Source organism: candidate division KSB1 bacterium (assembly GCA_024655945.1).
In the GTDB taxonomy this organism is placed as follows: domain Bacteria; phylum Zhuqueibacterota; class Zhuqueibacteria; order JANLFK01; family Oleimicrobiaceae; genus Oleimicrobium.
Window position 1 is genome coordinate 116,285 of record JANLFK010000012.1, and the last position, 22,118, is coordinate 138,402.

Genomic DNA, 22,118 nt, shown 5'->3' on the forward strand with positions numbered 1-22,118 from the left:
TCTCTTGCCCTCCCGAGCCTTTCTCAGCCCTTGCTCCACAGTCTCAGCCACTTGCCAAAGCTCCTCGCGGGGGAGCCAAACAGCTTGGGCTCGGGGTCGCTGTAGCCTGTGGGCGAGAACTCTCCGGTGCCAGGATTGAGTTCGTAGCGGGCGAAGTCCTTGCGCGCGATGCGTTCGAGCATCTCCACCCAGCGGTCGATGTCCTCCTCACGGGTGTAGCAGCCGAAGCTGGCGCGCACCATCCCTGGCAGGCCACTGCGATCGCCGGCCAGGACCTTCGTCCGCCACCCCTCGGCCTGAGCACGCGTCAAGCCGAGCAGGTGCACCACGTAGGGATGGGCACAGAAGCACCCGTTGCGCACCCCAATGCCGCCTTCGTAGCCGAGGACCGCCGCCACCAAGGCGTGATGCACCCCCTCAACGTTGAAGGGGATCACGCCCACCCGTTCGTGCGCCTTGGCAGGGTCGGTCTCTCCGTAGAGGATCACCCCTTTGACTTTGCGCAGCTTGCTCAGGGCATAGTGCACCAGCTTCTCCTCCCTGGCTGCGATCCGCTCCATGCCGATTTCCATGAGTGCCTTGGCGGCGGCAGCCATCGCCACTGCCCCCACCACATTGGGGGTCCCGGCCTCCTCCCGGTCCGGGGGATCGGCCCAGTCGACATGCTCGGTGGTGACCGCCTGCACGGCGCCGCCGCCACAATACTCTGGGTCGCCACAGAGAAAGGCCGCCTTGGGGCCGATGAGGGCGCCGCTGCCGAAGGGAGCGTACATCTTGTGCGCCGAGATCACCACATAGTCCAGGTGCTCAGGATCGTGTGGCGGCTTCATGTCGATGGGGCGATGGGGGGCAAGCTGGGCAGCATCCACCAGGATCTCGGCTCCTGCCTCATGTGCCTTGCGGGCCAGGCGATGAATGGGCGGCAGGTAACCGGTCACGTTGGAGGCCCCGGTGACCGCCACCAGTCCAATTCGTCCCGCGTACTTCTGGAGTTGCCGGTCAAAATCCTCTTCGTCCAGAGGTCCGTCTGGGGTGGCCCGTACGCGTACCACCTGCGCGCGCCGTCGCCAGGGCAGGTCGTTGGAGTGGTGCTCAAGCAGAGTGCTGATGACCACAAAGTCGCGGGGCAGACAGAGGCGATAGGAGAGCTTGTTAATGGCCCCGGTGGCGTTGAGGCCGAAGATGACCGTGTCGTGCCGCAGGTTGGCCCCGACAAATTTGGCGACAATTTCCCGCGCCTCTTCAAAGGCCATGGTGCTCCACCGCGACTTGAACCCGGCGCCGCGATGGACGCTGGCGTAGTAGGGCAGGAATTCCTTGAGGGTCTCCACTACATCCACCAGCGGCGGGGTGGTGGCCGCATTGTCGAGGTTCACGTAGCGCGCCTGTCGCCCGTCCAGCAGCGGCACGGTGCGCCCCCAACCCACGATTCGCTTGCGCAAGTCCAATGTCTGACCTTCGCCTCCCATGCCTTCCTCTTAGCTGGTCTTCCTCCCTTGCAGCAAGACCCCCTGGGCTGCGGCCAGGCCGGCACCTGGCGTGAACGCGTAGCCGCACGCCTGCAAGCCCTGCTCGATGGCCGCAATCGTGGCCAGCAGGTCGCCGTAAGTGGTGGCGCCCATGTGGCCGATGCGGAAGTAGCTGTTCTTGATCTCCGGGTGTAAGCCGCCGGCCAGGATCGCACCTGCAGCCTTTACACGCGCCAAGAATTCCGGGCCTGTGACCCCTTCGGGAAGGTAAGGGGCAGTCAAAGTGGCCGCTGCATGTTCCTCGGCGGTGGGGACCTGGCGCAGTCCCAGAGCGGCAATCGCTGCCCTGCAGGCTTTGCCAAGCTGCTGGTGACGAGCCACGCGCGCCTCCACCCCCTCGGCCAGAATGTGTCCCAGGCTCACCTCGAGCGCGGCCACCAGGTTCACGGCCGGCGTAGCGAAATAGCTCCCCTTGCGCGCCTCGTACGCCTCCATAATCGGCAGCCAGTTCCCCCAATCGGCGTAGTAGTTGCCCACGGGACTCTTGCGGCTCCGCCAGGCCTGGAGCGCTCGCTCGCTGGCCACAAGCAAGGCCAGTCCCGGTGGCACGCCCACGGCCTTTTGCGAGGCGGTAAGAGCCACATCGATGCCCCATTCCTCCTGGCGCAACTCCTCGGCTGCCAGCGAGCAGACGCCGTCCACTACGGTGAGCACCCCGTGCTCCAGCGCCAAGGCGGCAAAGGGCTCGGGGTCCACGCGCACGCCGGTTGAGGTATCCACGTGGGTGATGGTCATCAGCTTGAAGCGGCCTGCGCCAAGCGCGCCTTCCACATCGGCCGGGTCGATGGTCTCCCCCAAAGGGGCCGATACTACCGTCACCTCCGCTCCATACCTGCGGAGGATGTCGGCAAACCGTTCGCTGAAATAGCCGGTCGACAGCACCAGCGCCCGGTCGCCCGGTTCAACCAAGTTGGCTGCCGCCATATCCATGGCCAGGGTGCCCGAGCCCGCTACAACAAAGGGCTGGCCAGAGGGGCAGCGCCACACCTCGCGCATTTTGGCCAGCGCCCGTGTAAAGATTTCGATGAACTCCTGCGCCACATGGCTGGTAGTGGGTGCCCCCATTGCAGCCAAGACCTCTGGCTCGAATTCCACGGGGCCGGGAATCATCAGGAGGGTGCGTCCTTTCATGAGCTCCTCCGTAAGTTGCGGTGAGGTTGCTGTCTCTGCATCTGCCACCCGGCAAGCACGCCGCTCTCCTCCAGCAGGGTACTCAGCGTGGCGGCTTGCTCGTCGCTCAGCGGAAGGAGCGGCGCTCGCACCGGTCCGCCATACAGGCCCAGCATGTCCATGGCGCGCTTCAGGGCTGCCACTCCCCAGAGGCGCGTCACAGCGGTGTTCAGGCGCACCAGCCGCAATTGCAACGCCTTTGCCGCGGCCATATCCCCCTGCCGGAACTTTTCCCAGAGGGCGCAGCACTCCGCAGGCGCGATATTGGCCAATGCCATGATGCCGCCTGCTGCACCCACGCTCAGGGCCGCAAGGAAGAACCCAGCCGAGCCGGCCAAGACGTGAAACCCAGGGGGCGCGGCCCGGCACACTTCAGCCATCGCCACAAGGTTGCCGCCCGAGTCCTTGATGCCCACGACGTTCGGGTGCCCGGCGACCGTCAACACCGCCTCGGGCCCAAGGTCGACGCCTGTGTTAGCGGGCATGTTGTACAGGACGATGGGAATCGGTGCCGCATCAGCCACGGCCAAGAAGTGGCGCGTCAGTGCCTCGCTGGTCATCCGGCCGCGATAGTAGCTGGGTGTAATCACCAAGGCGGCGTCTGCACCCAGTCGGGCAACCTTCCTGGCGAGCGCAATTGTAGCTGCGGTGCTCTCGCATCCGGTGCCGGCAATCAGGAGCCGATCTGGCGGCACACAGGCACGGGCATGCTCCACCACCTGCAGTTTTTCTTTCTCGGAGAGGAGCACGAACTCGCCGTTTGAACCCAAGACAACGTCGCCACGAAGGGGAAATGGGGCCAGCGAAGCAAGATTGTCGCGGAGGGCACTGGGGAGGAACCTGTCGTCGCTGTCGAAGGGGGTCGGCACCGGGGCCAGAACCCCCTCGATACAGATGCATTTCTGTTCCATCACCTGTCCTTTGACTGCGCGCAAAGCGCCTTCGAAAAACGCCCTACACCACAAGTTCGACGCCCACGGGGCAATGGTCCGAACCCATCACCTCCGGCAGAATAAACGCCGACCTGACCTGGCCCACGAGATTGCGACTCACAAAGAAATAGTCGATGCGCCAGCCCACGTTCCGCTCCCGGGCCCGGCTCTTGTAGTCCCACCAGCTATAGTGACCACCCTCCGAGGTGAACAGGCGGAAGGTGTCCACAAAGCCGGCGGCCAAGAAGCGATCGACCCAGGCGCGCTCCTCGGGAAGAAAACCGGAGACCTTTTCGTTCTCCTTGGGCCGCGCCAAGTCTATCTCCTTGTGCGCCGTGTTCACGTCCCCGCCCACCACAACCTTCCTCCCCGCAGACAACAGGTCCTGCACGTGGGCCAAAAAGGCCTCGTAGAAGTCCATCTTGTAGCGCAGCCTCTCGGCAGAAGCTTTGCCGTTGGGGAAGTACACGTTGTACAGGACAAAGTCGCCGTAATCGGCCACCTGCGTGCGGCCCTCCTTGTCGAAGCGCTCCACTCCGAATCCGGCTTGGACGCGCAGTGGTGCTTTCTTGCTGAGGAGGGCCACCCCACTGTACCCGGGCTTCTCCCCGGCAACCCAAAAGGCATGGTAGCCCTGCAGGCTCTTCAGCGCTTCGGGCAGCTGGTGCAAGCCGACTTTGGTCTCCTGCAGACAAAGGACGTCCGGCTGCTCCCTTGCCAGCCAATCCAAGAAACCCTTGCCCAGGATGGCGCGCAAGCCATTCACATTCCACGAGAGCATGCGCAGCATAGCGACGGGTCCTCCTTGTGCATGCAGCAGTGCCTATCGCCGCCGGCTTGGGGCGAAAAAGGCCAAGAAGTAGTGGGCTTCGGCAGTGCCGTCCAGAGTGGGCTCGTTGGTGGCATAGTCCCAGGTATCGTCGTGATAGACCACGAACTCAGACTGGAACTCTTCGTACGGGTCTTCGCGCGACAGGCGAATCCCCTTGAGGCTGTTGAAAATGGAGGCGTACACCGGGCCGTCGTTGAGCGCGCCGACAATCTCTCGTCCCAAATGCAGGGCGATGGCGCTGTGCGGGTACTGGGGGGTGCGCCCGCCCTCGCGCGGGATGCCCACAAATTGGCTGACCCCCCACGGATTGCGGCCCAACAGCCAGTCACGGGTCTCTGTCATCAGAGGACGGTAAGTCGAATCGCCGGTCATTTGCTCATACAGCAGGCACTGCATCACAAAGGCGGCGGCCAGGTTGTTCGAGCACCAGATGAACGGAATGCCAACGTGGTAGGGGTTCTCCTCTGCTCGTCGCCACACCGCCTCGATGCCTTCGCGGTAGTAGTTCGCCAATGTGTCGCGGAGGGCTCCGTCAGCAACTTGCCACAGGGCAAAGTGGCCGAGGTTCATGAAGGGATAGAACTCGTAGTGGTGGGCGGTGTCGGCGCCCATCCAGGAGACCGTGTTCGCGATGCGCGCGTAGCTCCTCGCCTCCTCCAGGTAGCGCTCCAGCCCGGTGACCCGGAATAATTCTGCGGCGCCCCATTCCATGTCGTCTGCCCAGGTGCGCTCGTGATAGCGGTAAGGGGCGCGGCAGGGCGTGCCTTCCTGGCAGCCTAGTTGCCGCCGCCCCATCTCATAGACCTCCTTGCCTGCCTGCAGGCAGCGGGTGGCAAACCACTCCTCGCCCAAATCGTTGCGCCAGATGTCGGCCGCCATGGCCATGGCCGCAGCATAGCGCCCTCCCAGATTGGCAATTCCTGTGGAGGTGTTTTGGTAGTTCCCCAACCCCTGCGGTTTGCCCGTCGCATAGTAGACCACCCGATAACTGCCTGGACCCCAGCCATAGTCCGCCGAGTCTGCGTACGGCATTTTGAAACCGATGTGGTCGCGGTCGTCAGCCACTTGGTGAAAAAGCTGCTCCGGCGCAGGGTGCATCTTGAGCATCCACTCCAACCCCCAGCGCGCCTCGTCGAGCACATCGGGAACACCGTTGCCGCCCGCGTGCCCAAGCGCATCGACTTCATCCGCAAATTTGCCCTTGTTCTGCCGGTAGGAAAAGAGCAGGCGGCAGACGGCATTGCCTGAGGTCAGCAGGTAACGCAGGTAGTCACCGGCATCATGCCAGCCGCCGCTCACATCGATGAAGGTGCCGCCTGGCATGGGGCCGTATGCGGTGCGGCCATCCTTGCGGTGGCAGACCTCGTCCAAAAAAGGATTGTAGCCACACCGCTGTTGCCGCATGTAGGCAAGGACCAGTTCGTGGTAGCCGTCGTAGGCCTGCTGGCTGATGGTGAACGGCAGCGATTCGTAACCGGTGCCGCAGATGCGCACCTTGAAACGTCCGGGCCCGCGCACCCCGCTAAAGTCCAGGCGATAGTGGTAGGCGAAGCGACCCCAGCGGCCGGCATTGGGCCCTACCGACCGCGGTCCCCAAGCCCGCCTCCCGGTTGCGGCATCCACCACTTCGAAGCGCGCGCCGTGCAGCGGTTGAGCAGCGAACGCGATGGCTATTTTGGTGTCCCCGGGCAGGTAGCCCACCTGGTTCGCCCGCACATGCACTCGCGGGAGCGCCGCACTCACCGGCTTTGCAGACTGCAAGGCCAAGAGAGTACACATACACCACGCCACAATCACCGCGGTTCTGCGCACGACTTCCTCCTCGCTCGCTCATGCGTCTCCCCCACCAAAAGGGCAAGCTCCCGGTGGCGAAAGCAGGAGACAAGATGGTCATTCACCATGCCCACCGCCTGCATAAAGGCATAGCAGATGGTCGGGCCGACAAACGTGAACCCGCGGGCGCGTAAGGCCTTGCTCAAAGCTGCGGCCTGCGGGGAGCTGGCAGGCACTTGGTGCATCTCCCGCCAAAAGTTCACCACCGGCCGGTGGTCCACAAAACTCCAGACAAAGGAGGCAAAGCTGCCCCACTCTTGCCGTACCTTCAGGAACGCTTGCGCATTGCGAATCGCCCCCTCTATCTTTGCTCGGTTCCGGACAATGCCAGGGTCGGCCAGCAACTCCCTCACTTTCTCCTCAGAGTAATTGGCCACCACCTCCGGGACAAATCGGCCGAAGGCCATGCGCAAGTGCTCCCGCTTCCTGAGAATGGTCGCCCAGCTCAGCCCCGCTTGAAATCCTTCCAGCACTAAGAACTCGAACAGCAGGCCGTCGTCGTAGACCGGCACCCCCCATTCCTCGTCGTGATAGCGCACATACAGGGGATCCACGCCCACCGCCCAATCGCACCGTGGCAGCTGTTTGTCGCCCGCATCGTCCATCATTCGGCCTCGAATGCATCTACCAATGACACCGCGCGCAGCTGCTGCTTGAACTCCTCCAATCCCAAGGGCCCTCTTGGAGTAAAGGACACGCGCACCGTCTCACCGGGCAGCACGTCAAAGAAGTTGTCGCTGAAAAAACCATCGGCCTCTGCCGTGGACAGGTAGACGTGCCGGGCCAGCACATCTGAGCCGACGAGGACGATGAAGTGCTGATCGCCTTCCTCGCAACGCAAGGAAAGCTGCGGCCTGGGGAGCTTCCTCTCCTTAGGGGGAACAAAGAAGTGGAGGTTCGAAGAGACCGGTTGCTCCCCTTCAACAAGGGCACAATGAAGAAACACTCCCTTCGGGTCATGGCCACTGAGCAGCTCGCTTACCGGCGCTTGCCAGACAACCTTGCTGCTCTGCGGTTGAGCAATAACCTTGCGCGCATCAGAGAATAGAACTTTTCCGGCAACATCCATGAGCCTGACTGCGAGCGTAGCACGCGACTGGCGCTTCTTGTCCGAGACGACGTAGATCTTGAGGGTGCCGTCTTCCTCGCTTGGACTGACCAGCAGCTGGGCGTAGAAACGTCGCGCATAGTAGTGCAACGCCTTCCAGCGGCCGAAATAGTCGATGCTGGACCAAGAGGCGACTGGCCAGCAGTCGTCAATCTGCCAGTAGAGCGAACCCATGCACCTGGGCATGAGGCGCCGCAGATGCTCGGCGCCGCGCTTGATCCCCTCCGCTTGGAGGATCTGGCTCACGTAAAGAAAAGCGGAAAAGTGCTTGGGCGGCGGGTAGTCGCGCAGCAGGTACTCGCGAATCAGCTGGTTGCCGCGCGGATGCTTCTGGTGGACCATCATCACCGGCGATGCGATGTCGCGGTCCTCGGGCAAGGTGAAAGCCTCGACCGTTCTCAGCTCCGGAAACGACTGGAAGCCGTACTCGCTCATGAAGCGCGGGGCCTGCTTCTGGTACTCTTCGAACGGTGCCGCTGCGTGCCAGACTCCCCAGTAGTGCATGTCGCCAAAGTTCGGCGAGTTCGGCTCCGCCTGAAGATTGGAGCTGGGAGAGCTCGGCCAATAGGGGCGGCTTGCATCGTGTTGCTGGCAGACCTCCGGCAGCAGCTTGTGGAAAATCGCCTCATAGTCCGCCCACGCTGTTGCCGGTAGTTGCTCCCGCCAGCCCCAGCTATGCCACCCCCACTCCATCTCGTTGTTCCCGCACCAGAGCACGATGCACGGGTGATGCCGCAGCCTCTTCACCTGGCAGATGGCCTCCTGCCGAACGTTTTCCAAAAAGGCGGCATCCCCGGGATACTGGCTGCAGGAGAACATGAAGTCCTGCCAGACCATGAGGCCGAGCTCGTCGCACAGCCGGTAGAAGGTCTCGTCCTCGTACACACCGCCTCCCCACACGCGCAGCATGTTCATGCCGACATCCCGACAGGAGGTCAGCAAGTGGCGGTAGCGCTGCCCCTCCACGCGGTTGAGGAAATTGTCCGCCGGGATCCAGTTACCACCTTTGGCAAACACTGGCACACCGTTGACCACGAAGGTGAAGCTCTTGCCCCATTGGTCAGGCAGTTGCCGCAGTTCAAGGGAACGAATTCCGGTGGTGCAGCTCTTGCGGGCTATGAGGCGCGCGTCGCGCAGCAGCTCCACCTCGATGGTATACAACGCCTGCTCGCCCAGACCATTGGGCCACCAGAGGCGAGGCTTGGCAATCTTCATCTCCACAGGCAGGACGTTGTCTCCTTGTGCGAGCCTGAAGCTCTTCTGAATTGTGGGGACTCCGCCGTCGCGGCTCTTGAGCACGAGGGTGGCTTCGGCTGTTCCGGTAGATTCCACCTCCACCCATGCGCTCAGCGCGGCCTCCTTGCTACTCACTTTGTGCGGGAGAAGCTGCAGGCTCGCGATGCGCGCGCCGTTCCACCCCTCCAAGTACACCGGCCGCCAAATGCCGCAGGTGACCAGGCGCGGCCCCCAATCCCAGCCGTAGTGGTAGGGCGCCTTGCGCGTGTAAGGGCTGGTGCCCACAGGGTCATTGGCAGCGGGCAGTCTGGCTGGCGCGGCTTTGAGACGCGGCATCACCTCCTGGATCGGCGAGCGAAAACGGACATGGAGCGTGTTCTCCCCCTCATGCAGCAGCTCCTTGCACGGTACGCGCCAGTGCCTGAACATGTTGTCGGCCTCGAGCACCTTGGTGCCGTTCAGCACCACCGTGGCGTAGGTATCCAGCCCCTCAAAGACCAAGTCGCAGCGTTCGCTCTCCAGCAGGGCGCTATCCACGACGAAAGAGCACGCGTACTCCCAGTCGACCTCGCCAATCCATTGCATTTTCAGCTCTTTGTCGCGGTAGAAAGGGTCCCCGATCAGCCCACATGCCAGCAGGTCAGTATGCACACACCCTGGCACGGTGGCAGGGTGCCAGTCTTGCTCTCCAACTTTGCGGAATTGCCAACCCTGATGCAAATAGTGCACGCCTTTGTCCTCCTCACTGCCGGCCCTTGCGAGTGTGACCCCGGAGAGAGAAGCGGAAATCACCAATGAAATGAACAGAACAGACCACTTGCTGCACGTCGTAGCCACGCTTCGCCTCCGGAATGACCGATCACCCTTCTTACCTGACGGCAAAGTTTCCGCTTGTTTGCAGCGCGGCTTTTGTCTATATTTGCACGCAAATCTAGGGAACGGCGAGGCCGCATCCTCGTGCAAAGTTTCTAACCCCGCCTCCGGAGATAGTTCCAGCAATGAAGCGTCTCTGGCTGTTGCCCGCAGTGGGCGCCGTCATCGTCTCCTTTCTCGCAACTGTGTCCTGTTTTGCGGAGACAAAGGCACCGGACAGCACGTCGTTGCGCAAGGCATTGCGCCTTCGGCTTGACGTAGCTCAGACCAGCTTCACCAATTGGGCGCAGGGCGCGGACAATAGCTTGGCTTACGTGAGCGGGCTGAACCTGACGCTGTCACAGGACCTGCCCCGCGCTGCCTGGCAGACCAAGGTGGAGCTCATCTTCGGGCAGACGCGCCTCGGCACCAAAGGAATACGGAACACCCAGGACAAAATCGACCTCTACGCCCAGTACACCCACAAGAGCAAGACTCTCTCCAATCCCTACATCTCCTTGAGCCTGCTCACGCAGTTCGCGAAGGGGTACGACTACCGCAAGGAGCCGCCTCTGCTCAAGTCGGACTTTTGGGACCCGGCCTACTTGATGGAGAGCTCCGGCTTCGGGCTTGTGCTCACCCGCCGCGTGCAGGCCAAGGTCGGCGTCGCCGTCAAGCACACCTTCACCAGGCACCTGACCGCCTACAGCGACGACCCGAAGACACCCAACGCGGTGGAGCGGGTGAAGGTGGAGCCGGGGCTCACCGCGCGCACCGACGTCAACCTGGCGGTCAACAGCAACCTCAAGCTCGGGCAGACGCTCGAGCTGTTCTCAAACCTGCGCGGTTTCCGGCAAGTAGATGCCCGCCTGGACAACCGCCTCGAGGCGAAAATGGCCAAGTTTGTCTCTGTCAACCTCAGCGTCTTCTTACTGTATGACCGCGACCAGACCCGCAAGGTGCAATTGCGGGAGTTTCTTGGCATCGGCTTTGTGCTGGACGTCTTCTGAGGCCGCCATGGCAGTGTCAGAGAACGTTGTGCAAAACTAACAATACGCGACGACAAGAGCAAGGGCTTTTTGCACAAAGCGCCGAGAAGCAGTACGGCAAGGCATGGCCGGAACGTCTTGCACGTGCGGCGCGCCCCCTCGTCGGCCACGGGCAGGCGACGCAGGCTTGGGGCCGGCGACGCTGGCAGAGCCCCTCTCGGCTGGCGAGCAAGGGATACGGTACCTATTTTCGGAGGATTGCCTCTATGCGAGCTCGACACCCCCTGCTGGTGGCCATCATCGCCAGCACCTCGTGCCTGGGTTTGCAGTCACGGGCGGCGGCAGGAGACCTGGAAACAGCAGGCACCCTCGTTCTCATCGCGCTGCCCGCCACCAGCGGGGCATTGAACGTTGCCCATCGCGATGGGCAGGGCGCGAAACAACTGGCAACCTCGCTGGTGGTCACTGCGGGCCTCACCATGGCTTTGAAATATGCAATCAGTGAGACACGTCCGATCGGAGGCGAGCACTCCTTTCCCTCTGGCCATGCCGCCCTGGCCTTCTCCGCGGCGGAGTGCATGTACGCCCGCTACGGCTGGCAGTGCGGGGCCCCTGCCATAGCTGCCGCCTCTTTCGTCGCCTACAGTCGCGTGGCATCACGACAGCACTACGTGCACGACGTCGTGGCTGGCGCGGTCATCGGCGTGGCGAGCAGTGCCTTGCTCACGAAGCCCTACAAAGGACGGAAGGCGGCCATGCTCGGGGAACGAGGGGCGGTCGTCGTGGGCGTATGGCGCTGTTGGTGATCGCCGAGACAGTTCGCCGCAGTTTTTTCTTGACATTGACCGCGGCGTTTCGTATAATGTGCCGGCTGTGCAACCCACGTCCATCGGCCCATGGGCATGCGGTGTACAGGAGCCAGGGGGGGCGCTCTCCCGCCCGGTCAGCCTCCAGCCAGGCGGGGGTCAGGGAACCGTACGCCATACGTAACCGAGCCCGCAGCCACATCACAGCATCCTCTGCGACCGGACACCGCGCAGAACCCTGGCTGCTTCTCAGAGGCGCCAGAACGTCTTGCTTGGCTGTGAGTGGCTTACCGGGAGGTCAAGTCGGCCCGCAAAGGCAATCCCCCTCATGGCCAGGCAGCGTTCGTTGGGTTCGCGGGCCACGAAGGGCTCACCTCTTGCGCGCGGCGAACGTCGGGCAGTGCTCGGCATGACTCAGCACCAAGGGGTCGCGGCGAAGGCACGGAGGGGAGCTCACTTGCGGAGACATACCGAGAGAAGTCTCGGACCGCACCCGAGGAGGTTCGCGGATGACAAAGGGAAGACCGCAGGACCAAAGCGACCGCAGCCTCTCCCGCCGCCAATTCCTGGCGGCAGTGGGAAGCGCCGCCGCCGGAGTGCTCCTCTCACCCCTCTGGAAAGCGAGAGGGCTGAGCGCACGCCCTCCTCACGCCGGGAGGACTTGCGCGGCGACGGTGGCCGTGACCCAGGCGGAAAGCTATGATCCTGCCTTAATCCGGCAAAAGGTGCAACACCTTTTTGACTCGCTGGGGGGGATAGCCGACCTGTGCGGCGCGGGCAGTCGGGTGGCCATCAAGGTCAACCTCACCGGTGGCTCTGGCTCTGCCAGCAGCGCAAGGCTGCGAGGGGTGCCCATCACCGAGACCATGTGGACCCACCCGGAAGTGCTGCGCGCCGTGGCCGAGCTGGTCATGGACTGCGGCGTTCGGCCCGCCGATCTGTACTTGGTCGAGGCGCTCTGGGACTCTGCATCCTACTTCAACTTCGGCTATGCTGCCGTGGGGCAAAGCCTTGGGGTGCGGTTGGTCGACCTCAATCAGCCGGCTCCCTATTCCCAATTCACCGACCTTCCGGTCGGCGAGAAGGCCTTCTTCTACTCCTCCTTTAGGGTGAATCAGATCCTCCGCGATATTGACGTGTACATTTCCATTCCGAAGTTGAAGCAGCACTACGAGGCGGGCATCACCGCCGCGCTCAAGAACCAGGTCGGGATGGTGCCGAAGCCGCTCTACGAGACGCCGAGCAATAGGGGCCGCCGAGATGCGCTGCACACGCAAGGAGGCACCTCATCAACCCATCTCCCCCGCTCCATTTGCGACCTGAACCTGGCCAGACCGGTGCAGCTGGCAGTCATCGATGGCGTCAAGAATGCCCGTGGCGGAGAAGGGGCCTGGAATCCGACCTTTCGCCCTGCCGAAGACCACGTGCTCCTGGCTGGTAGAGATGCGGTTGCCACCGACGCCGTGGCAACCTGTCTCATGGGGATCGACCCGGCTGCCGAAACCCTCCCCCTGCCAGGTGGCGGGCGGTGCGACAATCACCTTTTCCTCCTTTCCCAGAGGGGGGTGGGAACGAATGCGCTTGCGGCAATCGAGATCGTCGGAGACGGGGCGGGACTGGTTACCGGCGTCTGTCCAGCGCCGCCTCTCGCAACACAGCCCAGGGAGGTGGAGCTTTATCCCGCCTATCCCAATCCTTTCAATGCAGGAACGACCATCGGCTTCTCCCTCCCGCGGAGGGAGTGCGTCGCCGTGAAGGTTTTCAACGCAATGGGCGAGGAAATAGCCACGCTGTGTGAGAAGACCTTCGACGCCGGTTACCACTCTTTCTCGTGGCAGCCGGAGGGTCTGCCGAGTGGGGTCTACTTCTGTCGCCTCCAGGCGGGCCCGCGGTGCCGCACGGTGAAGATGATTTACGAAAAGTAGGAGAACGATCCTTCCCACGAAAAGGCAAACTCATTGGCCTTGGAAAGCTTTGATGTTGGGGCAAATAACCTGCGCCTCCGCGCGGTCTTGCTGCCCGCGCCACGGAGGGCAGAAGGCCTGGTCTCGGTTTGGGCCAAGAGTCTATGACGGGCTGGCTCCACTCCAGTCGCTCGGAACTTAAACGGAAAGGCAGGGTCGGCGCGTTGTCACCGCAGAAGATGAGCCCGCCGCCCGAGGGTCAATAAGCAGCAGGTTGCCGGGATAGTGGCGTGCAATGCATACACGAACTCCGCGCACCAGAGCGAGCACACGCGTCCTCTCCCGCGAGAGAGCTAGCTCAGAAGTGGCAGAGGGGCTGCTCTTGGTGTGCTGGTGCACTCCCCGACCCCGTCCCTCGGGGCGGGAGGCTTGCAACTAGCCTTTCCCCGTAGGCGCACCGCGCTGTGCCTGCCGGGGGCTCTTCTGCCATCAGCGCGGAACGAGGGACAAGATGTCTGCAGGAATAGGAGCTAAGAGGCTTTGGCGGGGATTGCTGCTCCTCCTCGCCTTGTACCTGCTTTTCTCTTCCAGACTCCTTGCGCAGGAGGCGGCGAGTCCGGATTCGACCCAACTGGTGCGAGTGATCCTGAAGGACGGATCGGAGCTCATCGGGAGCATACTCAAGACCGGGGAGCAAGAGATTGAGCTCAAGGCTGTTGCAGGCTTCACTGTGGCGATCCCCCGGGTGGAGATCGAGAAGGTCGAAATGCTCAAGGGCACACTGCGTGGAGGCCGATTTCTCCCGCCAGATCCGAATAACACCTGCCTTTTCTTTGCGCCGACGGGCAGATCTCTGCCGCAAGGCGAAGGCTATTTCGCCGTCTACTGGGTGTTCTTTCCCACCATAGCTATTGGCGTTACCGACTGGCTGGCCCTGAGCGGAGGCTATTCTCTTTTTCCCGGCGCTGAGAACCAAATCGCCTTTTTCGCCCCAAAGGTCCGCCTGCTTCACTTGCCAAGCTTCGACCTCGCCTCCGGTCTCCTTTACCTTCACGTGCCTTTCGGCGATGAGGGCACAGCCGGGGGATGCTCTACGGCGTGGGCACCTTTGGCAACACCGACCGAGGTTGCACGGCTGGCTTGGGATGGGGCTTCTCTGGCGGCAAGTTCGCAGAAAATCCTGTCCTCATGTTTGGCGGAGAATTGCGGAGCGGGAGAAGAACAAGGCTGTTGTCCGAGAACTATCTTTCTTGGGACGGAGAGACAACAGCCTTTCTCTCCTTTGGCATCCGCTTTTTCGGGGGGCACCTGGCAGCAGATTTTGGCCTTTTGACTTTCGATGAACTTATTCAGGAAGGTGGATTCCCGTTCTTCCCGTGGGTTGGCTTTGCATACAGCTTTTAGCGCAGTCTGGCCTTGCACGCCACAAACGGAGCGCCAGCCGGTGGTTGGTGAGTTGTCCTCCTGTCGGTGGGCTCCGCCAGCAAGGAACGGCTCTTGTTTTGTTAGCCATATGCCCGTACACCGGCTGCCGGTGTTCACCAACATAAGACGGCTTGGCCAGCCTCGGCTGCACGCAGGGGACAGGATTGATGAGTGGGCGGTACCGTTCTCTCACCTGACCGAGAGTCGAGTATTGGGTTTACGTTCCCTCGATTGAGAGCAGTGCCCCTGCGTTCATTTGGGAGCAGGAGACCATTTCATGAAGAAGCGTTTCCTTCTCATAGGCATCGTCACGGCATTTGCCCTTCTTCTGGTGACTGTCTTTTTCTATGCCCGCACAGCCCGGCGCATGCAACCGACGCCATGGAGCCTGGACTCTGAGGCCGCAGAAGGAACCAAGGAGGACCCCCTTGCCAGAAAGCGCCACGAGTGGTTCTGCCTGCGCGATCCGGCCACCAACAGAGTTCCACGGGACATCGGCTTGGCCGAGCTGCAGTTTGTCAGAGGCCTGGCCAAGCGCTCCGGAGCGCACCAGCGAGCTCTCACCGTCGACTGGGTTGCGAGGGGGCCGTGCAACGTGGGCGGTCGCACCAGAGCCCTGGCGATTGACGTGAGCGACGAGAATGTGATCCTGGCCGGGGGTGTTTCGGGCGGAATGTGGAAGTCCACCGACGGCGGCCGCTCCTGGCGCAAGACCACTGCCCCGGATCAACTGCACAGCGTCTCGTGCATTGCCCAGAATCGTTCGCCAGGCAAGAGAGACATCTGGTATTATGGCACGGGAGAATCTTACCCGACAGGGGGAAGCGCTGCTCACCTCACGTTCAGCGATGCCTTCTACCGCGGCGACGGTATTTTCAAATCCACCGATGGCGGGGAAAGCTGGTCCCTTCTTCCCGCTACCGTCTCGGGCACGCCGGAAGCTGCGGACGCCTTCGACTACGTATTTGGCCTGGAGACCTTCGCCGAGGACGGCGTCTTGGCGGCAACCTCCAACGGGCTATTCCGCAGCGCCGACGGCGGCGCAAGCTGGCAACAAGTGCTTTACTTCGGCGAAAAGTACCACAGCACCGAGGTCGCTGCCACGCCTTCCGGCATCCTCTACATCACTATCGGCGGCATCGGCCCGGACAACGGGGTCTATACCTCGGCGGATGGCCTTACCTGGGAGAAGATCTCTCCGCCCCAGTGGCCCGATACCACCCAGCGGACCGCCATTGGCATTGCCCCGTCCAATGAGGACGTGGTCTATTTTCTCTCCTACCTCACCGGGCTGAAGACCAAGCTGTGGAAATACGAGCGCAACCGCGGCTGGACAGACCTCACGGCCAACCTGCCCTGGGGAGGGGAGATGATTACCTATGGCGGCCACATGATGATCGTGAAGGTGAAACCGGATGACGAAAACGTCCTCTTCGTCGGGACCGTGGGGCTTTACCGCAGCAGGGATGGCGGTCAGTCCTTCGAACTGATCGGGGCGTACAGCGACTTTCACGTTGATCAGCACGCCATTGTCTTTTTGCCCTCCAATCCCCGGGTCATGCTGGTGGGGAACGACGGCGGCGTGTTCAGAACCGACGACAACCTTGCCGAGCCGACCCTGGATCTTCGCTCCGGGGAGTACCACATTCCTTGGCAGTCTTTGAACAACGGTTACCGCACCACCCAGTTCTATTCCGTGGCCATCGACCACGGAACCCCTGGCAGCGAGACCATCCTCGGCGGCACCCAGGACAACGCCTTTCTCTTCACCAAGGTACCGGACCCGTTGCAGCCATGGCAAGTCATCTTCGGGGGTGCAATGGATGGCGGCTTCACGGCTATTGCGCACGGCGGAGACTACTTCTATGCCACCCAGGCCGGCAGCTTTGCGGTGTGGCGCTTCGATTTCCCGAACGGCCAGCTGCGCTGGACTAACATCACCCCCGAACAGGCCAGTGGCGGCACTTTGTGGATGCCCCCCTTCCTTCTGGACCCCCACGACCAGAAGGTCATGTACCTGCCCTGGCGAGACCAACTGTGGCGCAACGCGGATCTGACCGCCATCCCCTATGTCTTTCCGCCCCGGCCAACCAGCGTCAACTGGGAGCGTCTGGAGAAGGTCTCGGGCGGACAGATCACCGCCGTGGGCATGTCCGAGGCCCAGCCCAGGCGGCTCTACTTCGCAACCTTCAGCTGGACGCCTGGGGCCAAGTTGTTTCGTCTCGATAATCCCCATCTCGGCCAGCCGCAGCCGGAGGAGATCACCGGAAGTAACTTCCCCTACTTCCCGTGGTGCCCGTCCATCGGCTGCATTGCCGTAGACCCGCGCGATGCCAACAAACTGCTGGTGGCCTTTCCCAACTACCGGGTGATCAGCATCTATGCCTCGCAGGACGGCGGCAACTCCTGGATTCCGGTGGCCGGCAATTTAGAGCAAAACCCCGACGGCAGCGGCAGCGGACCATCGGTGCGCTGGATTGCCATTCTCTACGTCGAAGGACAACCCGTCTACTTTTCTGGCACGAGCATGGGGCTATTCTCCACCACCAAGTTGGACAGCATGAACACCATCTGGGTGCAGGAAGGGGCACAAACCATTGGCAATGTCGTGGTGGACATGATTGACGTCCGCCAGTCAGATGGCTTTTTGGCCGCGGCCACGCATGGCAACGGGGTCTACAGCACGTACCTAAGCGAGTTGCCCTCAGCTGTGCCGACGACCGCCGCTCCGAGCGAAAGCTTTGCACTCTTTCCTGCCTATCCCAACCCGTTCAACGCCCAAACCGTGATTTCGTACAAGCTGGCTCGACCAGCCCGCGTAACATTGGAGGTGCATAACACATTTGGCCAGAAGACTTGCACCTTGGTGGCAGGTGAGCAGCCGCCAGGTCTGCACAGGGTCAGCTGGGATGGGAAGGACAAGGCAGGACGCCCCGTGGCAAGTGGGCTGTACATGGTCGTCCTGAAAGCAGGGGAATCCCAGCTGGTGCAAAAAGTGCTGCTAATAAGGTAGCGCGCATGCGGCAGAGCCGTGCGGCAATCTACACCTTGCTCTCACGAAAACGAGTTGCCAGACACTTCTCGGGCAGGTGCGCACAGGGCAGCGGCGGTGGTCACGTTGGCAAGCAGAGCAGCCTCGCGCGTCCTGCTGCAAACTCGGATCTGGTAGTCGCCCGGCACACAGAGGAGGCAAAGCCATGAGCCACAAATTCGTTCTTGCGGCATTGTTCTCGGTCCTGACACTGCAGCATTTGCGCGGGGGGTCTACTTCGTCGGCCCGTCCGGCAACGACCTCAACCCGGGCACGCGAAGCCAGACCTGGGCCACGCCCGGCTTTGGCTCGCGGCAACTCAGTGCGGGCGATACGCTGATCCTCTTGGGCGGCCGCTACACTCTCAGCGAATACGACGCCGACATCATCGTGCCCCCTCCGGGCACGGCCAATGCCTGGGTCACCATCCGCGGAGAGACGGGCAATCGGCCCGTGCTGGCGGGACGCGACAACCTCTTGACGGCAATCGACCTCTCGGGCATGTCGTACGTCCGCATCGAGAACCTGGAAATCACCCATGACGCTCAGGCTACAGGAGAGGCTCAGTGGTTCCGCGAAGGCGTTGAGGTCCTTGGTGAACCTGGGCACCACCTGGTCTTTCGAGACCTGTACATCCACCACATCGACGAGTACGGGATGACCCTGCAAGAGGTCGAGCAGGTGGAAATCGTGAACTGCCGCCTGGAATACTGCGGCTTCGGGGCGCTGGGCGGACCAGAGGGGGCTTACGGCGGGTGGCGTCACGTGACCATCCGCGACTGTTCCCTCTCCTGGGGTGGGCATTACTACCAGGGCGGCGATGGCTCCAACCGCCCCTACGATCGCCCGGACGGCTTTGGCATCGAGCCCTCGCAGGGGCCGATTCTCATCGAGAACACCATTGCCGAACACAACTACGGCGACGCCTTAGACTCGAAAGCGGCTAATACCACCACCCGCCGCTGCATCGTGGCCAACAACTCCTGCGACGGGGTCAAGGTCTGGGCGGACAACAGCCGAATCGAAAACACCCTCATCTACGGTCGAGGAGATGGCAAGCCGGAAGTCACGCCGTGGGCGCCAATAGTCATCGACCAGGTCGAACAGGCGGGTGCCCGTTTCGAGATTGTCAACGTCACGGTGGATGACCAATTGGGCAACGAGTACCTGCTCTACGTGCAGTACGAGAACCCGGTACCGGTGCAGGTCACCATCCGCAACTGCATCTTCAGCGGGCGCGGGCCAAACACCTCCATCTACGTGCACGGGAACAGCACCCTGGGCGCGGATCACAACCTGTTCTTCATCCCGCAGAGCACGACACTCCTCCACCATGGCACCCAGGAGTATGACTGTGGCAGAATCGGAGGCCTGGGCGAGGGTAACCTGTGCGGCGATCCGCGCTTCATCCAGACCGGCTGGGGCACGGCCGGTGATTATCGCCTCTCCCCGGGCAGCCCAGCCATTGATGCAGGTACCACCCTCGGCGCGCCCACCACGCACCTTGAGGGCCATCCGCGCGATGCCCATCCGGACATTGGGGCCTATGAATTCGGCAGCACGGGACTCGGCGACGCGCAGCCCTCTCCGGGAGCAGTCTGGCTTCTGCAAAACTACCCCAACCCGTTCAATCCTTGCACGACCATTCGCTTCGCCCTGCCGCAGCGCGCGCAAGTGAGGCTGGATATCTGCGATGCCCTGGGCAAAGAGGTGAGGAGATTGGCGAACGACCGGTTGGCCGCGGGCGAGCACCGCATGGCTTTTGACGCACATGACCTGCCTGCGGGGATCTACTTCCTCCGCCTTGAGGCAGTTGAGCCCAGGGATAACCTGGTGCTCTTCCGGGAGGTGAGAAAGCTCGTGCTCCTGAGGTGAGGCCTGCGCACCACGCCTCTTGGGGTCAAGGCGGAAAGGCGCTTGCAACAGCGCGCTTGTCCCTACCGACCCGAAAAGCTGTCCGCTGCGACAAGACCGTTGGTCCAGGATCGGACCAAGGCTGGTGAACGGATCTTAAGGAACACAGCGAAGGGCACTGGTCAACGGTGCTGCAGAGACGCCCTTCACTGTCGTGGGCCAGGAACGGCCGGACCCGGGAATAAGAACGTCAGCAGGTCATCCAGGTGGGCGCGCCAGTTGCCCCAGCTGTGCCCCTCGTGCGGCTCCCGGTAGCAGACCTCGTAGCCGCGCCGGTCCAGGATTTGGCGGAGATCCCTCACCAAAGGGATGAGGAGCGGCAGGTCATACGTCCCGACGTCCAGGTAGATGCGCAGGGGCCGTTTGTCGCCCTCCTGGAATGCCTTAGCGAGCGCCGGCTCCACGTAGGAAGACTGCGCCCCCACATTGCCAAACTGCTCCGGGTGGTGAAAGCCCAGCCAGAGCGAGATGTTCCCGCCGTTTGAAGCACCGATGGTAGCCCGCAGCCGGGGGTCTGTGCTCACCGGGTATCGGGCCGCCACCCAGGGGAGTGCCTCGAACAGGATAAACGCGGCCCAGGCTTCCTTCCTATCGCCTGCGTACTCGCGCTGGCGCTCTTCCGGAGAAAGGAACACCGCTACCAGGGGAGCCACTTTGCCGGAGGCGATGAGGTTGTCCAGAAGGGTGGCAGCGTTCCCCAGCGTCAAGTAGTCATGGCCGTCATGGAACTGGGCAAGGGGGTATGGCATACCTCGACCCTCAAAGCCAGGCGGGATGTATACGGAGATCCTGCGCCGTCCGCCAAGGTGGACGCTGGTGATGACCGTATCGCGCACTGAACCGCCCGGCAGGTCCGGCTGAGGGACAAGCTCCGCCGGCGGCCGATACTTCCCCATGCGCAGTTCCGAGTTAGGGCCAAAACCGCCGCGGATCGTCAGAGGGTTCATGGGATCCAGCAGCCAAAGGTTGTCGTCGACCACTATCTTGTAGTCCAGACGAGCATCGGCTGCGAAGACATAGCGCGCGTGCCAAAGGTCGCTCCCTTGCAGGCGCGTCAGCAGGCATGTCGGCTGCCAGCCGGTGGCGTCTCCGGCCACGGCAACCCTTCGTGCTTGGCCGCGATAGAGAAAGTGAACCACTGTGTCCTGTTCCACCACGGGAAAAGCTGGACAGGCTGCGTAGAGACTATCGACGAGAGCCTGTCGCTCGACCGGTGGCGCCTGGAAAAGCCGCGCCAGCACGGCGCTGCAGCGCTGCCCTGAGGCAGACGGGGCCAGGCACAGGAAGAGGACGAGCCAAGTCCAGCCGGCTGCGCCAAGCTTGCACCTCACCCGCTGCGGAGCCCTGCGGGTACAGGCCTCTTTCGTGTACCGCACCCGATCACCCGAGCGCGAATAGGCACCTGGCTTGTGCCAGATCGCCGCTTGCAAGACTCCAAGCCCCGCCATCCGGCTCAGTGCATCCGGTTAAAAGCCTTCACTACTTCCAACAAGTCGTTGCTGGTGAAGGTCAGCTCCCAGTCGCCGGTGCGCTTGGCGCCGGGGTAGAGCGACTTTTCGTGCACCACTTCTTCCCTCTTAAGCTTAAGGACCATCGTGTACGGCGGCTTCAATTTGTAGGGCTTGTAGGCGGCGAGGTTCTGCAGGGCGCGCGTCACCCCCTGCCGGATCCTGTCGCGCGCCACCTCCGGGTGCAGGCACAGCGCCGCATTGCCGATCCCCTCTTTGACCGCGACAGTCTCCACATTACCCAGGAGCTCCTTCACCTGCTGGCAGATGGCCTTGTCGCCGGCCACAAAGACCACCGGCACGTTGTAGTGGCCGGCGATGAGCGCATTGAGTCCGGCCTCCGGCAGGGAGACGCCGTTGATGGTCAGGTCGGTGACCGTGCCACTCATGGTGTGTTCCAGAGTAGCATGGGGCGTGCCCGCCTTGGCGTGATAGCCGATGAAGATGGCCGCCGCAAAGGTCTCGTCGATCCCTTCCATCATCCCCTTGAATCCGCCCGACCAGTCGCGCAGCAGAAGGGCAGCAGGGTGCAGTTCCTCCGGTAAGATGTTGCGCGCCGAGCCGTGGGAATCGCGCACCACAATCTCTGTGGCGCCAGCCGCCAGCGCCCCCTCTACCGCCGCGCTGGCCTCTCTGGTCATTAGCCGCCGGAAGTAGTCATAGTCCTTGCCGTTCCTATCGACTTCTTCCCAATTGACCACCCCGCTGATGCCTTCCATGTCCACGGAGATGAAGACCTTGTGGGGCACGCCTCCTCGGGCGCTAAGCGGCGCCGTCATAACTGCCACCAGTGCCAGAATGAGCACTCTTTTCATGGCTCCCTCCAACTCTTGTCTCTTGCCTTGCAATCCGCCTGCAAGATAGCGATTTTCCGGCGAGGAGTCAAGGCTTTTCTGCGCCGCAGTTGAGAGGATTCCGCCGAAAATTTTCCGGCTCCTCACGCGAACTGGTGCCTGAATGTGGGCATCTGGAGGCCACCGAGACAGCGGAGCAACAGGGTAGAAAAGACCGCTGGGGATCGATAGCACCGTTCCTCATGCTGATCGCCT

Annotated in this window: 15 protein-coding genes; 6 read left to right on the forward strand and 9 right to left on the reverse strand. The window is 62.4% G+C overall.

What is annotated here, in order from left to right; all coding sequences use genetic code 11:
* Nucleotides 1-23 precede the first annotated feature (23 nt).
* Genes NUW13_13475 through NUW13_13505 form a run of 7 tightly spaced genes read right to left on the reverse strand, consistent with a single transcriptional unit; the run spans nucleotide 24 to nucleotide 9,477 of the window.
* Nucleotides 24-1,469 carry an aminotransferase class V-fold PLP-dependent enzyme gene (locus NUW13_13475; protein ID MCR4440027.1) on the reverse strand — a complete coding sequence of 482 codons (1,446 nt, stop codon included), beginning with the start codon at nucleotides 1,467-1,469 and terminating at the stop codon, nucleotides 24-26.
* Nucleotides 1,470-1,478: 9 nt separating this feature from the next.
* Nucleotides 1,479-2,660, reverse strand: a complete 1,182-nt coding sequence (locus tag NUW13_13480; protein MCR4440028.1) for an alanine--glyoxylate aminotransferase family protein — start codon at nucleotides 2,658-2,660, stop codon at nucleotides 1,479-1,481.
* Entirely contained in the window at nucleotides 2,657-3,610 is a 954-nt protein-coding gene (locus NUW13_13485) for a dihydrodipicolinate synthase family protein (GenBank protein ID MCR4440029.1), read from the reverse strand. Before NUW13_13485 ends, NUW13_13480 begins: the two co-directional genes overlap by 4 nt.
* A gap of 43 nt (nucleotides 3,611-3,653) precedes the next feature.
* Nucleotides 3,654-4,421 (reverse strand): exodeoxyribonuclease III, encoded by a 768-nt coding sequence (locus NUW13_13490; GenBank protein ID MCR4440030.1) that lies wholly within the window; start codon nucleotides 4,419-4,421, stop codon nucleotides 3,654-3,656.
* Between the two features lie 33 nt (nucleotides 4,422-4,454).
* On the reverse strand, nucleotides 4,455-6,275 hold the full coding sequence (locus NUW13_13495) for a glycoside hydrolase family 9 protein (protein MCR4440031.1): 1,821 nt from the start codon (nucleotides 6,273-6,275) through the stop codon (nucleotides 4,455-4,457).
* Nucleotides 6,257-6,901, reverse strand: coding sequence for a DNA-3-methyladenine glycosylase I (locus NUW13_13500; protein MCR4440032.1), 645 nt, complete (start codon nucleotides 6,899-6,901; stop codon nucleotides 6,257-6,259). Before NUW13_13500 ends, NUW13_13495 begins: the two co-directional genes overlap by 19 nt.
* Complete coding sequence (locus NUW13_13505; protein ID MCR4440033.1) at nucleotides 6,901-9,477, reverse strand: hypothetical protein; 2,577 nt, start codon at nucleotides 9,475-9,477, stop codon at nucleotides 6,901-6,903. The genes NUW13_13500 and NUW13_13505 overlap by 1 nt, the downstream gene beginning before the upstream one ends.
* A gap of 161 nt (nucleotides 9,478-9,638) precedes the next feature.
* Here NUW13_13505 and NUW13_13510 point away from each other — a divergent pair, with 161 nt between their 5' ends.
* The 6 genes from NUW13_13510 to NUW13_13535 all read left to right on the forward strand — a co-directional run bounded on the left by NUW13_13510 (nucleotide 9,639) and on the right by NUW13_13535 (nucleotide 19,522).
* Nucleotides 9,639-10,502, forward strand: coding sequence for a DUF3078 domain-containing protein (locus NUW13_13510; GenBank protein MCR4440034.1), 864 nt, complete (start codon nucleotides 9,639-9,641; stop codon nucleotides 10,500-10,502).
* A gap of 245 nt (nucleotides 10,503-10,747) precedes the next feature.
* A complete protein-coding gene (locus NUW13_13515) occupies nucleotides 10,748-11,287 on the forward strand; it encodes a phosphatase PAP2 family protein (protein ID MCR4440035.1) in 540 nt (179 codons plus the stop codon).
* A gap of 509 nt (nucleotides 11,288-11,796) precedes the next feature.
* Nucleotides 11,797-13,212, forward strand: coding sequence for a DUF362 domain-containing protein (locus tag NUW13_13520; protein MCR4440036.1), 1,416 nt, complete (start codon nucleotides 11,797-11,799; stop codon nucleotides 13,210-13,212).
* 490 nt (nucleotides 13,213-13,702) lie between these two features.
* Entirely contained in the window at nucleotides 13,703-14,524 is an 822-nt protein-coding gene (locus NUW13_13525; GenBank protein ID MCR4440037.1) for a hypothetical protein, read from the forward strand.
* 369 nt (nucleotides 14,525-14,893) lie between these two features.
* Complete coding sequence (locus NUW13_13530; GenBank protein MCR4440038.1) at nucleotides 14,894-17,629, forward strand: T9SS type A sorting domain-containing protein; 2,736 nt, start codon at nucleotides 14,894-14,896, stop codon at nucleotides 17,627-17,629.
* Between the two features lie 363 nt (nucleotides 17,630-17,992).
* Nucleotides 17,993-19,522 (forward strand): right-handed parallel beta-helix repeat-containing protein, encoded by a 1,530-nt coding sequence (locus NUW13_13535; GenBank protein ID MCR4440039.1) that lies wholly within the window; start codon nucleotides 17,993-17,995, stop codon nucleotides 19,520-19,522.
* Between the two features lie 185 nt (nucleotides 19,523-19,707).
* Here NUW13_13535 and NUW13_13540 read toward each other — a convergent pair whose 3' ends face one another.
* Entirely contained in the window at nucleotides 19,708-20,892 is a 1,185-nt protein-coding gene (locus tag NUW13_13540) for an alpha/beta hydrolase-fold protein (protein ID MCR4440040.1), read from the reverse strand.
* Nucleotides 20,893-21,014: 122 nt separating this feature from the next.
* The gene (locus NUW13_13545; protein MCR4440041.1) at nucleotides 21,015-21,884 is read right to left on the reverse strand and encodes a M55 family metallopeptidase; all 870 of its coding nucleotides are present in this window, start codon (nucleotides 21,882-21,884) and stop codon (nucleotides 21,015-21,017) included.
* Between the last annotated feature and the right edge of the window lie 234 nt (nucleotides 21,885-22,118).

Coding starts and splice junctions, on each gene's coding strand:
- NUW13_13520 (MCR4440036.1), top strand. CDS start 11,797: ATGACAAAGGGAAGACCGCAGGACCAAAGCGACCGCAGCCTCTCCCGC.
- NUW13_13500 (MCR4440032.1), bottom strand. CDS start 6,901: ATGGACGATGCGGGCGACAAACAGCTGCCACGGTGCGATTGGGCGGTG.
- NUW13_13475 (MCR4440027.1), bottom strand. CDS start 1,469: ATGGGAGGCGAAGGTCAGACATTGGACTTGCGCAAGCGAATCGTGGGT.
- NUW13_13525 (MCR4440037.1), top strand. CDS start 13,703: ATGTCTGCAGGAATAGGAGCTAAGAGGCTTTGGCGGGGATTGCTGCTC.
- NUW13_13510 (MCR4440034.1), top strand. CDS start 9,639: ATGAAGCGTCTCTGGCTGTTGCCCGCAGTGGGCGCCGTCATCGTCTCC.
- NUW13_13490 (MCR4440030.1), bottom strand. CDS start 4,421: ATGCTGCGCATGCTCTCGTGGAATGTGAATGGCTTGCGCGCCATCCTG.
- NUW13_13515 (MCR4440035.1), top strand. CDS start 10,748: ATGCGAGCTCGACACCCCCTGCTGGTGGCCATCATCGCCAGCACCTCG.
- NUW13_13530 (MCR4440038.1), top strand. CDS start 14,894: ATGAAGAAGCGTTTCCTTCTCATAGGCATCGTCACGGCATTTGCCCTT.
- NUW13_13485 (MCR4440029.1), bottom strand. CDS start 3,610: ATGGAACAGAAATGCATCTGTATCGAGGGGGTTCTGGCCCCGGTGCCG.
- NUW13_13545 (MCR4440041.1), bottom strand. CDS start 21,884: ATGAAAAGAGTGCTCATTCTGGCACTGGTGGCAGTTATGACGGCGCCG.
- NUW13_13480 (MCR4440028.1), bottom strand. CDS start 2,660: ATGAAAGGACGCACCCTCCTGATGATTCCCGGCCCCGTGGAATTCGAG.